Origin of the sequence: Bordetella sputigena, assembly GCF_965137885.1 — a bacterium.
Taxonomy (GTDB): Bacteria; Pseudomonadota; Gammaproteobacteria; order Burkholderiales; family Burkholderiaceae_B; genus Bordetella_C; species Bordetella_C sputigena.
Map to the genome: position 1 here is coordinate 133,968 of NZ_CBCSCA010000013.1, position 14,370 is coordinate 148,337.

The 14,370-nt window shown below is 66.5% G+C and carries 11 protein-coding genes; 6 read left to right on the forward strand and 5 right to left on the reverse strand.

The features are described from left to right. Positions 1–25 precede the first annotated feature (25 nt). The 5 genes from ACNA0R_RS22395 to ACNA0R_RS22415 all read left to right on the forward strand — a co-directional run bounded on the left by ACNA0R_RS22395 (position 26) and on the right by ACNA0R_RS22415 (position 7,714). Positions 26–3,229 (forward strand): multidrug efflux RND transporter permease subunit, encoded by a 3,204-nt coding sequence (locus ACNA0R_RS22395; protein WP_415828278.1) that lies wholly within the window; start codon positions 26–28, stop codon positions 3,227–3,229. Between the two features lie 14 nt (positions 3,230–3,243). Beyond that, a complete protein-coding gene (locus tag ACNA0R_RS22400; RefSeq protein WP_415828279.1) occupies positions 3,244–4,758 on the forward strand; it encodes an efflux transporter outer membrane subunit in 1,515 nt (504 codons plus the stop codon). A gap of 155 nt (positions 4,759–4,913) precedes the next feature. Further along, positions 4,914–6,302, forward strand: a complete 1,389-nt coding sequence (locus ACNA0R_RS22405; protein ID WP_415828280.1) for an NAD(P)/FAD-dependent oxidoreductase — start codon at positions 4,914–4,916, stop codon at positions 6,300–6,302. A gap of 536 nt (positions 6,303–6,838) precedes the next feature. Continuing rightward, positions 6,839–7,111, forward strand: a complete 273-nt coding sequence (locus tag ACNA0R_RS22410; protein WP_415828281.1) for a KGG domain-containing protein — start codon at positions 6,839–6,841, stop codon at positions 7,109–7,111. A gap of 249 nt (positions 7,112–7,360) precedes the next feature. Beyond that, entirely contained in the window at positions 7,361–7,714 is a 354-nt protein-coding gene (locus ACNA0R_RS22415) for a hypothetical protein (protein WP_415828282.1), read from the forward strand. Here ACNA0R_RS22415 and ACNA0R_RS22420 read toward each other — a convergent pair whose 3' ends face one another. After that, positions 7,715–8,803, reverse strand: a complete 1,089-nt coding sequence (locus tag ACNA0R_RS22420) for a nucleotide exchange factor GrpE (protein ID WP_415828283.1) — start codon at positions 8,801–8,803, stop codon at positions 7,715–7,717. Between the two features lie 163 nt (positions 8,804–8,966). On the opposite strand from ACNA0R_RS22420, the gene ACNA0R_RS22425 reads away from it, so the two are divergent. After that, a complete protein-coding gene (locus ACNA0R_RS22425) occupies positions 8,967–9,251 on the forward strand; it encodes a hypothetical protein (protein ID WP_415828284.1) in 285 nt (94 codons plus the stop codon). A 14-nt stretch (positions 9,252–9,265) separates the two neighbouring features. Here the strand turns inward: ACNA0R_RS22425 and ACNA0R_RS22430 are convergent, their stop codons facing one another. The 4 genes from ACNA0R_RS22430 to ACNA0R_RS22445 all read right to left on the reverse strand — a co-directional run bounded on the left by ACNA0R_RS22430 (position 9,266) and on the right by ACNA0R_RS22445 (position 14,368). Continuing rightward, positions 9,266–10,261 carry a glycosyltransferase family 9 protein gene (locus ACNA0R_RS22430; RefSeq protein ID WP_415828285.1) on the reverse strand — a complete coding sequence of 332 codons (996 nt, stop codon included), beginning with the start codon at positions 10,259–10,261 and terminating at the stop codon, positions 9,266–9,268. 136 nt (positions 10,262–10,397) lie between these two features. Next, on the reverse strand, positions 10,398–11,426 hold the full coding sequence (adhP, locus tag ACNA0R_RS22435) for an alcohol dehydrogenase AdhP (RefSeq protein WP_415828286.1): 1,029 nt from the start codon (positions 11,424–11,426) through the stop codon (positions 10,398–10,400). Positions 11,427–11,438: 12 nt separating this feature from the next. Continuing rightward, positions 11,439–12,830 carry an NAD-dependent succinate-semialdehyde dehydrogenase gene (locus ACNA0R_RS22440; RefSeq protein ID WP_415828287.1) on the reverse strand — a complete coding sequence of 464 codons (1,392 nt, stop codon included), beginning with the start codon at positions 12,828–12,830 and terminating at the stop codon, positions 11,439–11,441. A gap of 119 nt (positions 12,831–12,949) precedes the next feature. After that, positions 12,950–14,368: an NAD(P)(+) transhydrogenase (Re/Si-specific) subunit beta gene (locus tag ACNA0R_RS22445; RefSeq protein WP_415828288.1), complete on the reverse strand. Its 1,419-nt coding sequence runs from the start codon at positions 14,366–14,368 to the stop codon at positions 12,950–12,952. Positions 14,369–14,370: the final 2 nt, after the last annotated feature.

Genomic DNA, 14,370 nt, shown 5'->3' on the forward strand with positions numbered 1-14,370 from the left:
AGTATCGTCTTCGGGGTCTACCCTCATGCCGCAATTTTTTATCGATAGACCGATCTTTGCCTGGGTGGTCGCGCTGTTCATCCTGCTCGCGGGGCTACTGGCGATCCCCAACATGCCGGTTTCGCAGTATCCCAACGTCGCGCCGCCGGCCATCGAGATCACCGCCACCTATCCCGGCGCATCGGCCAAGGAAGTGGCCGACTCGGTGACCAGCCTGATCGAGGATCAACTGAACGGCGCCAAGGGTCTGCTGTATTACGAGTCGGTCAGCGACTCGAACGGCCAGTCGACCATTACCGCCACTTTCGCGCCGGGCCGCGATCCGGACCTGGCCCAGGTGGACGTGCAGAACCGCGTGGCCAACGTGACGGCGCAGTTGCCGGCCGCGGTGGCGCAGCAGGGCGTGCAGTTCCAGCAGACCAGTACCGGCTTCCTGATGATCGTGACGGTGTCGTCCACCGATGGCACGATGGACCAGACCGCGCTGGCCGATTACGTCACGCGCAACGTCAAGAACCCCGTGTCGCGCGTGCCGGGCGTGGGCCAGTTCCAGCTGTTCGCGGCGCCGCGCGCCATGCGCATCTGGGTCGATCCGCAAAAGCTGGTCGGCTACAACCTGAGCATGTCGGACGTGAACCAGGTGATCGCGCAGCAGAACGTGCTGATCTCCGGCGGCAATATGGGCGGCCCGCCCAACCCGGCGGACCAGCGCACGACCGCCACGGTGATCGCCAATGGCCAGCTCTCCACGGTGGAGGGCTTCGGCAATCTGGTCCTGCGCGCCAATACGGATGGTTCGGTGGTGCGCATCCGCGACGTCGCGCGCGTCGAGATCGGCGCCGATAACTATTTCTTCGGCGCGCGCCTCAACGGCAAGCCGACGGCTGCCTTCGCCATCATCCTGTCGCCCGACGCCAACGCCCTGGCCACCGCCAAGGGCGTGCGCCAGCAGATGGAGCAGTTGTCCAAGTACTTCCCGGCCAATATCAAGTACGACATCCCGTACGACACCGCGCCCTACGTCCAGACGTCGATCTCCGACGTGGTCAAGACGCTGCTGGAAGCCATGGTGCTGGTGTTCCTGGTGATGTTCCTGTTCCTGCAGAACGTGCGCTACACCATCATTCCGGCCCTGGTGGTGCCGGTGGCGATGATGGGCGCCTTCGCGGTGATGCTGGCGCTGGGCTTCTCGATCAACGTGCTGACCATGTTCGCCATGGTGCTGGCCATCGGGATCCTGGTGGACGACGCCATCGTGGTGGTGGAAAACGTCGAGCGGATCATGGCCAGCGAAGGCCTGTCGCCCAAGGAGGCGACCTCGCGCGCGATGCCGCAGATTACCGGCGCCATTACCGGCATCACCCTGGTGCTGGTCAGCGTGTTCCTGCCGCTGGCCTTCATGGGCGGTTCGGTGGGGGTCATCTATCGCCAGTTCGCCGTGGCCATGGCGGTGTCGATCTTCTTCTCCGCCTTCCTGGCGCTGAGCTTCACGCCGGCCCTGTGCGCGACCATCCTCAAGCCCGTGCCGCATGACCGGCATGAGGAAAAGCGCGGGTTCTTCGGCTGGTTCAATCGCCGCTTCGACAGCGGTACGCACGCCTACCAGAACTGGGTATCGCGCATCCTGCACAAGGGCGGCCGGATGATGGTGATCTACCTGGTGCTGGTGCTGCTGCTGGGTTGGCTGTACTACCGCATGCCGTCGTCTTTCCTGCCCGAGGAAGACCAGGGCTACGTGATCAGCAATATCGAACTGCCGTCCGGGTCCAGCGCCAACCGCGCGGTGGACGTGCTGCAGCAGGTGGAGAAGTACTTCCTGGCGCAGCCGCAGGTGCAGAACATCATCGCGGTGCAGGGCTTCAGCTTCAACGGCAACGGCTTGAACGCCGCTATCGCGTTCACGACCTTGAAGGACTTCGACGAGCGCAAGGGCCGCGCGAATTCCGCGGAGGCGGTGTCGTTCCGCGCTTTGAACAACCTGCTGATGGGGATACACGACGCCATGGTGTTCACCGTGGTGCCGCCGGCCATCTCCACGCTGGGCAATGCCACCGGCTTCGATTTCCGCCTGCAGGACCGCGCCGGGGCCGGTACGGACGCGCTGGCGGCCGCCACGGGCCAGTTGATGGGCATGGCGATGAAGAGCCCCGTGCTTTCGCAGGTGCGCATATCCGGCCTGGGACCGAGCGCGCAGCTTAGCCTGACCATCGATCGCCAGAAGGCGGCGGCGCTGGGCGTCAACTTCGACGAAGCCGCGTCGCTGATTTCGACCGCGGTGGGCAGCGCGCTGATCAACAAGTTTCCCAACTTCGGCCGCATGCAGAACGTCTGGGTGCAGGCCGATGCGCCGTATCGCATGCAGGTGGAAGACATCCTGAACCTGAATGCGCGCAACACCAGCGGCGGCATGGTGCCCTTGTCCAGCTTCGTCACCGCCAAGTGGGGGCAGGGGCCGGTACAGATCGTCCGCTATAACAGCTACGAGTCGATCCGTATTTCGGGCGATGCGGGGCCGGGCTATACCAGCGGCCAGGCCATGCTGGAAATGGAACACCTGATGACGCAGCTGCCGCAGGGCTTCGGCTACGAGTGGAACGGGCTGTCCTACCAGGAACGGGAGGCCGGCAATCAGGCGCCCATCCTGATGGGGCTCTCGCTGCTGGTGGTGTTCCTGGTGCTGGCGGCCCTGTATGAAAGCTGGGCGATCCCGTTCTCGGTGATGCTGGTGGTGCCGCTGGGCATGCTGGGCGCCGTCGGCCTGGTCGGCCTGCTGGGCATGTCCAACGACGTGTACTTCCAGGTGGGCATGGTGACCGTGATCGGCCTGGCGGCGAAGAACGCCATCCTGATCGTCGAATTCGCCAAGGACCAGTACGCGCGCGGCTACGGGCTGTATGAATCCGCGGTGGAAGCCGCGCGGTTGCGGTTCCGGCCGATCCTGATGACCTCGCTGGCCTTCATCCTGGGCGTGATTCCGCTGGCCATCGCCAGCGGCGCCGGCGCGGCCAGCCAGCGCGCGGTCGGCCTGGGCGTGCTGGGCGGGATGCTGGCGGCGACGCCGTTCGCGGTGATTTTCGTGCCGACCTTTTTCGTGGTCGTGCTGGGTCTCTTCAAGACCAAGCCCCGGCTGCTGGGCGCGGAAGCGCGCCGTTTCGAGGAAGAACAGGCGGCCAAGCGGGCGCAGGACGGCACCCCGCCCGCTCCCGCCACCGAAGGGAAGGGCGAATGATGCGTGCGCCATTCATGTTGAAGCAAACCTCCCTGGCCATGGCGATCGTGGCCGCCGTCAGCGGATGCACGCTGGCGCCCAAGTACGAACGGCCCGCCGCGCCCATCCAGGCGGACTGGCCGGACCAGCCCAAGCTGGTGTACAGCGGCTACGACAAGGCGACGACGGCCGGCACCCAGCCCGCTTCGGCGCTTTTGCCCGCGGGCGATGTGGCCGCGGCCGATCTCGGCTGGCGCGAGTTTTTCCGCGATCCCCGCCTGCAGGCGCTGATCGCGCTGTCGCTGCAGAACAACCGCGATTTGCGCGTGGCCGTGCAGCGGGTCGAGGAAGCGCGCGCGCAGTGGGGCGTGCAGCGTGGGCAGATCTATCCCACCATCGGCGCCGGCGTCCAGGGCACGCGGCAGCGCCTGCCGCCCAGCCTGCGTCCGGGCGGACCGGATTCGCCTTCGATCAGCAGCCAGTATCAGGCCGGGCTCGGGTTGACCACCTTCGAGATCGACCTGTTCGGCCGCCTGCGCAGCCTGTCGGAAGCGGCGTACCAGCAGTTCCTGTCCACGGAACAGGCGCGGCGCAGCGTGCAGATATCTCTGGTCGGCGAAGTAGCGCAGGCCTATCTGAACCTGCGCGCGGCCGACGTGCAGCTGGATCTGACGCGCAAAACGCTGGATTCGCGCCAGGCATCGTATGACCTGGTTAAGCGCCGCTTCGATGGCGGGGTGTCTTCGGAGCTGGATCTGAACCAGGCCAAGTCGCTGCTGGATTCCGCCTCCGCCAATCTGGCCGAGCTGGCGCGCACCCAGGCGCAGGCGGTGAATGCGCTGGTGCTGTTGACGGGCGCGCCGCTGCCGGCGGACCTGCCGCCGCCGGCGCCGTTCGATAACGCCCAGGTGCTGGCCGCCATTCCGGCGGGCCTGCCCTCGGATCTGCTGGAGCGCCGTCCCGATATCCTGTCGGCGGAAAACAATCTGCGGTCGGCCAATGCCAATATCGGCGCCGCCCGCGCGGCCTTCTTCCCGACGATATCGCTCACCGGCCTGCTCGGCTCGGCCAGTCCTTCGCTGGACGATCTGTTCAAGGGCGGCCACGGGTTCTGGAGTTTTTCGCCGTCCATCACGACGCCGATCTTCGCCGGCGGCGCCATCCGGGCCAATCTGGATCTGGCCAAGGCGCGCGACAACATCGCCGTGGCACAGTACGAAAAATCCATCCAGCAGGCGTTCCAGGAAGTCTCGGATGCCCTGGCCGGCGTGGCGACCTATGGCACGCAGGTGCAGGCGCTGCGCGCGCTGGAAGCGTCTTCGGCGCGGTCCGTCGAATTGTCCACCATGCGCTATAACGGTGGCGTCGACAGCTATCTGCAGGTGCAGAACGCTCAGGTAACCTACTACGATGCCCAGCTGCAGCTGGTGCAGGCCGGACTGGGCGCCCTGTTGAACCGCGTGGCGCTGTACAAGGCGCTGGGCGGGGGCTGGGAAGAGACCACCAAAAAGCCGGAGCAGACGGCCGACGCCGCGGCTCCCGCGAATTAGGGGTGGATCGAGGCAGGGCGGGGGCGGCGCGCAAGCCGCCCCGCGGCCATTTCCGGAACACGATTTGCTGATGCACAAACCTTGGTCGGCGGCTGAACGGCCGCCGCGTCTTTCGCGCCGCCCGGACCGGGCGGCCGCTGCGTCAAGGTGTCCCTATGCCTCAAAACCCCGTACTGCTGCGCGAGCACGCGCAGTCCGAGCAAGCAGGAGCAGGCAATACCGAAGTCCCCGCGCGTGAGCAGGCCAAACTCCCGCACCGCGTCGTCATCGTCGGCGGCGGCGCCGGCGGCCTGGAGCTGGCGACGGAGCTGGGCCGCAAGCATGGCCGGCAGCACGTCACTCTCATCGACAGCCATATGCTGCACATCTGGAAGCCCACGCTGCACGAAGCGGCCGCGGGTACGGTCGATGTGCAGCAGGAAGGGCTGTCGTACCTGATGCTGGCCAACCTGTCACATTTCAATTTCGTGCTCGGGCCGATGCTGGGCGTGGACCGGGCGCGTCGCGTCGTGCGGGTCGGGGCCATTCCCGGTCCCAGCGGTGAATCGCTGCTGCCGGAGCGCGAGATTCCCTACGACACCCTGGTCATCGCGGTGGGCAGCACCTCGAATTTCTTCGGCACGCCGGGCGCCCGCGAGCACGCGATTACCCTGGACACGCCGGAGTCGGCCGAACAGTTCCGCCTGACCATGCTGCAGGCCATGGTCAAGGTCGACCAGGCCAAGGCGCACAATCCGCAGGCCAGGCTGCATATCGCCATCGTCGGCGGCGGCGCCACGGGCGTGGAGCTGGCGGCCGAACTGCAGGAGGCCAGCCGGCTGGTCGCGGCCTACGGCTTGTCCAATTTCGATCCGCGCAAGGATCTTGCCATCCGCATCATCGAAGGCGCGCCGCGCATCCTCGCCGCGCTGCCCGAAAAACTATCGCGTGCCGCCCAACGCCGCCTGGAAAGCCTCGGCATCGCCATCGAAAGCGGGTGCCTGGTCTCGGAGGTCACGGCCGATACCGTGCACACCCGGGACGGCCGCGCCCTTCCCGCCGATCTATGCATGTGGGCCGCGGGCATCAAGGGGCCTGATGTGCTCGGCACGCTGGACCTGCCGCGCAACCGGGTGGGGCAGTTGGAAGTCACTGCCCGCCTGCAGACCGAGGATCCGAACATCCTGGCGTTCGGGGATTGCGCGGCCGCTCCGCGGGCGGACGGCAGGATCGTGCCGGCGCGAGCCCAGGCGGCCCATCAGGAAGCCAGCTATCTGCGACGCCGTCTGAGCGCACGCATCGCCGGCAAGCCCGAGCCGGCCGGCGATTTCGTCTACAAGGACCGCGGTTCGCTGGTCGCCCTGGGGCGCGAGCGCGGGGTAGGCAGCCTGATGGGGGCGCTGCTGGGACGCGGCTTCTTCGTCAGCGGCATGATCGCCCGGTGGATGTACGCCAGCCTGCACCTGCTGCATCACCGCACCGTGCTCGGGTTTTCCCGCACCGTATCGCTGGCGCTGGCGCGCCTGCTTACGCGGCGCACGCATCCGCGTGTGAAGCTGCACTAGCCCGGATCGGTGCAGGAGCCGCACAAAAAAGAGGCCACAGCGTACGCGGTGGCCTCAAAGCTCGTGTGCGGGTCCACGACGTACCAGCTGCACAAAACAGCCCGTCGACCCGCCGAAAAAGTAGCATCGCACTGCTGCATCGCACATCCACTCCCGTCACAGAGTGTAACGGAGCTGCCACGGTTATAACGTGCGGATTTTGCTTTATGTCCTGAAATCAGGATGTTTACAGGTGAAAACTAGCGTGCAGGTACCGCACCGAAATACATATTAAGTAACTATCCCGCGCAAAAATGCGCCTCTTGCGTAGGAGCGCTCGGTCCGCCGGTCGTTCGGCGTCGCCCTTTGCCTGGGTTCGCGTCGCGCGCTGCCCGACCGTGCCGTAAGCGCTACAACGGCGGTAAGCGGTGCCGATCCTTAAGAAGATTCAAGCGGACATGACAGTATGCTCCCCACGTAACCCGAGGGAGCCGGCGTCGTCGAGCCCCCTGGGCACGCGTGTTGCCAGTATTCGCGCTACTCACCTAGGGGGGCGCATGATGACTGACGAACGTAAAGCAGGACGCAAACCACGGGGTTTCGCGGCCATGGACCCGGAGCTGCTGCGAGGGATCGCGGCACAGGGGGGCCGCGCTGCTCACGCCATGGGCAAGGCCCATCGTTTCGACTCGCAGGAAGCCAAGCAGGCGGCCGCCAAGCGGCACGCCGGCAAATCCGTGAAACCGGAAGCCGGGCAGGGCGGTACGGCCGAACAGACCGATGACGAAGCGCAAGGCGCCGCGGTAGCCGCGGAAGAAAACAAGGCGTGAAAGGCCTTGCGGGGGTGGAACGCCAGCCGGTGCGAATACACGCATGCCGGCATTCCCACCAACCCCCCCGGACAGTACTTCATGGCGACAACATCGCGACTGGCATCGACGCAGTACCCGCATGGAGCCGGTGCACCCGCCCGATTCGACGACGATGACGCTCCCGTCGCCGGACCCGCCGGCGCCTCAGTCCACGTCTTCGCGGCGTATGAGCCGGAACCGGCCGCCCACGGCGGCCCGCGGCCATGCATGACCACTGGACATCCCGCCTCCTGGCAATCGGGCGTCGCGCGGTCGCGGCGGGCAGCCGCGGCCGATGTCGGCGGCTGGGTCGGCAAGGCCGTCCGTATGGTGCTGAGCCTATCCACGGCAGGCGGCGCGGATCTGGTTGTCCATGCGAATCAGGACACGATGGCCAACGCCATGGCAGCCACGCCGCCGGTACCGCTCGCGCCGTCCATGTCTCCCGACGTGGATTGCACGGTTGCCGCCATCCCGTCCGAATGCCAGCGCAGGGCGCGCGGCGAATCCGCGGTTATCGGCAGGAAGATGGTGCTTTGGACGCTGGTGGACGGCGAGCGCGCCGCCGCGCGGGATGTGTAATCAATGCGCCACGCGCCGAAAGCCGACGTAGCCGCCGTCGGCATCGAACAGATAGTCGAACACGTTCAGCGCGTGCACGCTGGTGTTGACGAACGTGGGGCGATTCGCGCCTTCCACCAGAATGATGCGTGACGGCGCCGCCGGCTCGCGCGCGTCGCCGGCGGCGAAGGCGTAGCGGGGCGACCGCGGGGTGGCGTCCGTGCCGAAACTGATCGTCACCCGCGTGCCGGGCAACAGCGTGCGGCCGTCCGTTCCGCCCAGATGTCCGGCCTGGCGCTCCGGCGGCACCGTCAGGTACATCGCCGATACCCCGGTATCGATCAGCGCGGTGCCGCAGGCCGGCGTGTCGCGGTCCAGGGCGATGCAGGCGCCCAAAGGCGCCCAGTCGCGTCCATCGGCTCGCTTCGCCAGTTTGATGTAACGGTACTCGCCACGCGTATTGGCCGGCGTCAGGCCGACGTGCACGCCCTCGCGCGTCACGACATAGCCGCGCCGCACGCGGCCCTGCCGTTCGGCATCACCCATCCCGGGCAGGTTCAGAAAGGGGTTCTTGTCGGGCGTGCTCTGCGACTGGTGATCCGCTTCGCGCGAGTAGCCTATGCCTATCATCGCGACGTGGCGCGGATGCTCCTCCGGCTGGCAGTCCCGCGCATCGCGGAAGCAATCGATGCGGTCTATCGCCAGCACGGGCAGCGGCCGCGTCGTGACGCTGGCGCCGTTGGCGCCGCGGATGGTCGCGGTGGCCACTACCCAGCGCCCGCGCATGATGCGGCCGGAGCTGGAATAGCTCAGCGTGCCGGCGCCCAGCGTCTGCAACTGATCCACATTGGGAATCGTGGAGGCAGCCACCACGATACCCGTCGATCCCGTGTCCATGACCGCCTGCACGGACGCTCCGCCGAACGACAGGCCCAGCGTGGGTGGCACGGACCGTGGCTGGCCGCCTTCGGGCGCGTTCAGGAAGCGCAGATAGGTTCCCTCGCGATAGCCGTCGTACGCGGGATCGGCGTGGACGGCGGGCGCGGCCAGGAAACAGGCGGCAATGAGGGCGGCTCGGGCCGCGGCGGCGGGACGGTCGAATAGGCTCATGGCGACCGATCTTAACCGTTTTGGCTTGCGCCGGAAGCAGTAGAGCAAGCCGTGTCCCGCCAACGGGCTAGGACAAGCGACGCTCTATCTTCGATGGGCGGCGGCCCGGAAACTTGCGCCATCGAACCCGTCCGTGGGGCGGGCGTTATCCAGGGAGCGCGCAATGAGCCAGGCAACAGCAATCCGCACCAATGGCGACCATCACGAAGCTGATTTCCCATGGCCGTGCCAGAGCGGCCAGGTGTCCAGGACGGACCTGGGCAGTCTGCCGATATCCATTCATTCCCAAGTCGTCACCTTCCTGCTGGGCGACCTGATCGGGCGCAAGCTGAGGGTGGCGGCGGGTCCGGTGCCCGTCGATCGCGACCCGGGTAGGGTAACCATCCTGATGGACGCCGCCGGTCGCATCACCGATATGTGGGTGGATCCGGACGAAGAAGTCGACTGAGGCGCCGGCGGCGATTACGCCGGCCTGTCGATCGTTGAAGTAGAGGGGGCCACACGCGTGAGCCCGGGCTGCGCGGGCGCTGCGTTTTCGACGCGTCGGCGCAGCGTGTCGAAGGCACGTAACGTCCTGCCGACGGTGGTGGCCTCGCGCCAGTAAGCGCGGCGCATGCTGCGCAGGGGCAGCCACCACGGACGCACGATCAGCCCCGGCGCCCACATCGGCCGCCAGCGGTCCATATTCCGCGGACGATCGACGATGGTTACCGTCGGAATGCCGCAGGCCGACGCCAGATGGCCGATGCCTGAGTCGGTGCCGATGAACCAGCCGGATTCATGGATGGCCCTGGCCGTGTGGGCCAGGTCAGGCGCGTCCAGGATGGCCAGCCCGTGCGGCGCAAGCAGGGCCTGCCATGCCGGGCGTTCCCGCGGCGCGAGTACGAACACGGGATCGAAGCCGCGTTGGCGCAGCGCCGTCGCCAAGGCGACATACTGGTCCGGCCGCCAGCAGCGCTCGGGTTCGCTGGATGTCGGATGGAGGATGACGCGGCGCCCGTGCAGCCGGTGCCGCAGCCCGGCGGGCGCGCGCAGGCCGTTGTCGTGCGTCCAGTCGTCCAGGCCGAATAGCGTCCGCGTGAAATGCCGGAACGTGGCCATGATGCCGTTGCATGGGCCGCCCGGATTGTCCGATCCCTCGTCCGCCGTCTGCTGCGGCAGGGATTTGATGACCAGGAAGTTGGCCCGGCGTTCCGCCAGGCCGGTCATGGGTTCGTCGAGCGACATCTGGATGATGGCGCCGTAATCGTCCAGCGCCGCCGGTTCTTTCGCTGCCGCCAATGGCCGGATGTCGAAGCCGGGAAACCACTCCGCCAGTGCGCCGCCATGGTCGCCGTACACGACCACACGCCTGCGCGATCGTCGCAAATTGTGGGCAATCGTCATCATGAACAATGAATCGCCCAGGCGGGTTGAAAGTATCAGCGCGATCGGCGCTTGCGAGTCGGTCGTAGCCATTTCCCTGATTTCCGGCCTTCGCGGCGTTGCGGACGCGCCGCCGCTGACCCGCGCTGACGCGGTTCGCCCGTAAGGCTATCCGCCAGCGCGTTGAAAAAAGGTGAAATTGCTGAACTCGCAGGGCCGATCGGCGAAGCTACTTCTGAAAATCGATCACGATGCGGCCCTGTATGTCGCCATGATGCATACGCGAAAAGATTCCGTTGATGTTTTCCAGCGAGTCGGTGGCGATCGTGGCCTTGACCTTGCCTTCGCCGGCGAAATTCAGCGCTTCCTGCAGATCGAGCCGCGTGCCGACGATGGACCCCCGCACGGTGATCCCGTTGAGCACGGTATCGAAGATCGACAAGGGGAAGTTGCCGGGGGGCAGGCCGTTCAACGACACGGTGCCGCCGCGGCCCACCATGCCCAGGCTTTGCTCGAAAGCCTTCGGCGATACGGCGGTCACCAGCACGCCTTGCGCGCCGCCGATTTCGCGCTTCACGAACGCCACCGGGTCCGTGCTCCGCGCATTGACGGTGAGCGCGGCGCCCAGGTCCTTGGCCAGGTCCAACTTGGCATCGTCGATATCGACGGCCAGCACGTTCAGCCCCATGGCCTTGGCATATTGCACCGCCAGATGCCCCAGGCCGCCTATGCCGGAAATCACGACCCAGTCGTCCGGCTTGGTGTCGGTGACTTTCAGGCCCTTATAGACGGTCACGCCGGCGCAGAGAATAGGCGCAATGTCCACGAACGACACATTGTCCGGCAGATGGCCGACGTAGTTGGGATCGGCCACCACATACTCGGCGAAGCTGCCGTTCACCGAATAGCCGGTGTTCTGCTGCTGGTCGCACAGCGTTTCCCAGCCGCCCAGGCAGTGCTTGCAATGGCCGCAGGCGGTGTACAGCCACGGTACGCCGACGCGGTCGCCTTCCTTGATATGGGTAACGCCGGCACCGACGCCGACGACGTGGCCGACACCTTCATGGCCCGGAATGAAGGGCGGCTTCGGCTTGACCGGCCAGTCGCCTTCGGCGGCGTGCAGGTCGGTATGGCACACGCCGGTCGCGGCGATCTTGACAAGTATCTGGCCGGGGCCCGGCGTGGGCACCGCGACTTCCTCGATTACGAGCGGTTTGCCGAATTCGCGGACGACCGCGGCTTTCATGGTCTTGGTCATGGAAAACTCCCGTCAGAAGCGAGCGTCGATATCGACGACATCGATCAATTTGTGGTTGACGAACTCCTTGAGCCCCAGGCCCAGCAGTTCGCGGCCGTAGCCGGAGCGCCGGATACCGCCGAATGGCAGATCGGCCTCGACCTTGGTCGGATGGTTGACGAACACCATGCCGGTGGAAATCTGGCGGGCGACTTCGGCGCCGCGCCGGGTGTCGGCCGTGAATACCGAACCGCCCAGGCCGAAAGGCGAGTCATTGGCGATGCGCACCGCATCGGCCTCGTCCTTGGCCCGGAACAGCATGGATACGGGACCGAAGAATTCCCAGTAGCGCGCGGGGTTGTCCGGGCCGATTTCGGTCAGGATGGTCGGCTGCACGAAGGCGCCGCGCGTCGGCACCGGTGGGCCCACCTGTTCCGCCTTGGCGCCATGGGCCATGGCCTGGCGGATTTTTTCCTTGAGGTCATCGGCCGCGGCCTGCGAGGACAGCGGCGCCAGCGTGGTGGCGGCGTTGAAGGGATCGCCCGCATTCAACGCGGCGACGCCTGCGCGGTAGCGGCGCAGGAATTCGTCGTAGACCTCGTCCACGATGATCATGCGCTTGGAGGATACGCAGACCTGGCCGCCGTTCCAATGGCGGCCGAATACCGCCCATTTGACGGTTTTCTCCATATCGGCATCGGCCAGCACGACGAAGGCATCGGCGCCGCCCAGCTCCATGGTGGACTTCTTCAAGGCCTTGCCGGCCTGGGCCGCGACGATGGCGCCGGCGTCCTCGGAGCCCGTCAATGCCACGCCATGCACGCGCGGATCGTTGATGATCATCTCCACCTGCGTACGCGTGGCATATAGATTGGTAAAGGCGCCGTCGGGCAGGCCCGCCTCGCGCATCAGCGTCTCGAACGCCGCCGCGCTTTGCGGCACGTTGGAGGCATGCTTCAGCAGCATGGTGTTGCCCGCCGATAATTGCGGCGCGATGATGCGGGCGATCTGGTAGTAGGGGAAGTTCCAGGGCTCGATGGCCAGCAATACGCCCAGCGGCTCGTGGACCAGGATGGCCTGGCCTTCCGCCGGATCGGCCACCGGCAGCTTTTCCGGCTGCAGCAGCCGTTCGGCATTGTCGGCGTAGTATTCGAAGATCTTGGCCGAGAGTTCGACTTCGGCCTTGGCTTCGCCATACAGCTTGCCCATTTCCAGCGTCAAGAGCTTGGCGTAGGCATTGCACTCCTTGCGCAGGATGCCGGCCGCCTTGCGCATGATGGCGGCGCGGGTGCTGTACGGGGTCTCGCGCCAGCCCAGGAAGGCGGCGTGCGCCTTATCGATGGCGGTCGCGACCTGTTCGTCGGTGGCGTTGGGAAAGGTCTTGACGACTTCTCCGGTGTAGGGGTTGGTGGTGGCGTATGTCATGTCCGTATTCCTCGTATAAGCGGTGGCACCGGCCCAGGGCCCGGGCCGCGCCGGTGATCGAGCTTGCTGTCCCGGCGCGGCGGGGACTGCCCGGAAAAAAAAACGGCCGCGCGCCGCGCTCAGGCGGGCGCCAGCTCCTTCACCGACTGGACCATTTGCGTGAGCACGGCCTGGGCATCGCCATAGACCATGTTGCAGTTGTCGGCGTAAAACAGCAGGTTCTCGACGCCTGCGTAACCTTTGCCCTGGCCGCGCTTGATGACGTAGACCTGATGCGCGTGGTCGACGTCCAGGATAGGCATGCCATAGATGGGCGAAGACTTGTCGGTGCGCGCGGCGGGATTGACCACGTCATTCGCGCCGATCACCAGCGCCACGTCCGTCGATGCGAACGCGTCGTTGATGTCTTCCATATCGAAAATGATGTCGTACGGCACGCCGGCCTCGGCCAGCAGCACGTTCATGTGGCCGGGCATGCGGCCGGCGACCGGGTGCATGGCGAACTTCACGTCCACGCCGGCGGCCTGCAGCTGCTTGACGAACTCGTAGAGTTTCTGCTGCGCCTGGGCCACGGCCAGGCCGTAGCCCGGCACGATGATGACGCTGCCGGCATAGCGCATGGCGGTGGCCGCGTCGCTGGCATCGACCGGCTTGAGGCGGCCGGCAACCTGGCTGTCGGTCGCCACGGCCACGTCGCCGAAGTTGCTGAAAAGCACGTTGGTCAGCGAGCGGTTCATGGCCTTGGCCATCAGTACCGTCAGCAACGTGCCGGCCGATCCGACCACCATGCCGGCGATCATCAGCGCCGGGTTGCCCAGCGCATAGCCTTCCAGCGCCACCGCCAGGCCCGTGAAGGCGTTGTACAGCGAGATCACCACGGGCATGTCGGCGCCGCCTATCGGCAACGTCATCAACACGCCGAAGGCCAGCGCGACGATGAAGAACCCGCCCGCCACCATGGTTGCCTGGCTGCCGTCGGCGTAGAACGCCGTCACGCCGCCTAAGGCCAGGGCCGCGACGAACACCGCCGCGTTGACGTACTGTTGCCCCGCGAAGCGCCAGGGCTTGTTGATCTTGCCGTCGAGCTTGGCCCAGGCGATGACCGAGCCGGTCAGCGAGACGGAGCCTATCAAGGCGCCGGCCAGCGTCACGCCGGCCAGCAGCGCATCGTGCATGGCGCCGCGGAAGATCTCCGCGGCGGCGATCGCGGCCGCCGCGCCGCCGCCCATGCCGTTGTAGAGGGCGACCATCTGCGGCATGCCGGTCATGGCGACCTCGCGGCCGCTCCACAGCGCCCAGCCGCCGCCCAGCGCCAGGGCAACGATCGCCAGGGCAAGGTTCGCCGGCAGCCGCGATTCCGCCATCGGCGGCATGCGCGCCAATACCAGGAAAGCGGCGGCCACCGCGATCAGCATCCCGGCGCCGGCGATCTTGATGCCGGATAGCGCGGTGACGGGCGAGGACATGCGCTTCAGGCCGAAGATGAACAAGCCGGCGGCCAACAGTCCGCTCAGTCCTTCCAGATAGGCGAGCAGCATGG

Bases quoted from the DNA above. Each gene is read 5' to 3' on its own strand.
- ACNA0R_RS22415 (WP_415828282.1), top strand. From the start codon at position 7,361: ATGACCACTGGACATCCCGCCTCCTGGCAATCGGGCGTCGCGCGGTCG.
- ACNA0R_RS22405 (WP_415828280.1), top strand. From the start codon at position 4,914: ATGCCTCAAAACCCCGTACTGCTGCGCGAGCACGCGCAGTCCGAGCAA.
- ACNA0R_RS22440 (WP_415828287.1), bottom strand. From the start codon at position 12,830: ATGACATACGCCACCACCAACCCCTACACCGGAGAAGTCGTCAAGACC.
- ACNA0R_RS22395 (WP_415828278.1), top strand. From the start codon at position 26: ATGCCGCAATTTTTTATCGATAGACCGATCTTTGCCTGGGTGGTCGCG.
- adhP (WP_415828286.1), bottom strand. From the start codon at position 11,426: ATGACCAAGACCATGAAAGCCGCGGTCGTCCGCGAATTCGGCAAACCG.
- ACNA0R_RS22410 (WP_415828281.1), top strand. From the start codon at position 6,839: ATGATGACTGACGAACGTAAAGCAGGACGCAAACCACGGGGTTTCGCG.
- ACNA0R_RS22445 (WP_415828288.1), bottom strand. From the start codon at position 14,368: ATGCTGCTCGCCTATCTGGAAGGACTGAGCGGACTGTTGGCCGCCGGC.
- ACNA0R_RS22420 (WP_415828283.1), bottom strand. From the start codon at position 8,803: ATGAGCCTATTCGACCGTCCCGCCGCCGCGGCCCGAGCCGCCCTCATT.
- ACNA0R_RS22400 (WP_415828279.1), top strand. From the start codon at position 3,244: ATGTTGAAGCAAACCTCCCTGGCCATGGCGATCGTGGCCGCCGTCAGC.
- ACNA0R_RS22425 (WP_415828284.1), top strand. From the start codon at position 8,967: ATGAGCCAGGCAACAGCAATCCGCACCAATGGCGACCATCACGAAGCT.
- ACNA0R_RS22430 (WP_415828285.1), bottom strand. From the start codon at position 10,261: ATGGCTACGACCGACTCGCAAGCGCCGATCGCGCTGATACTTTCAACC.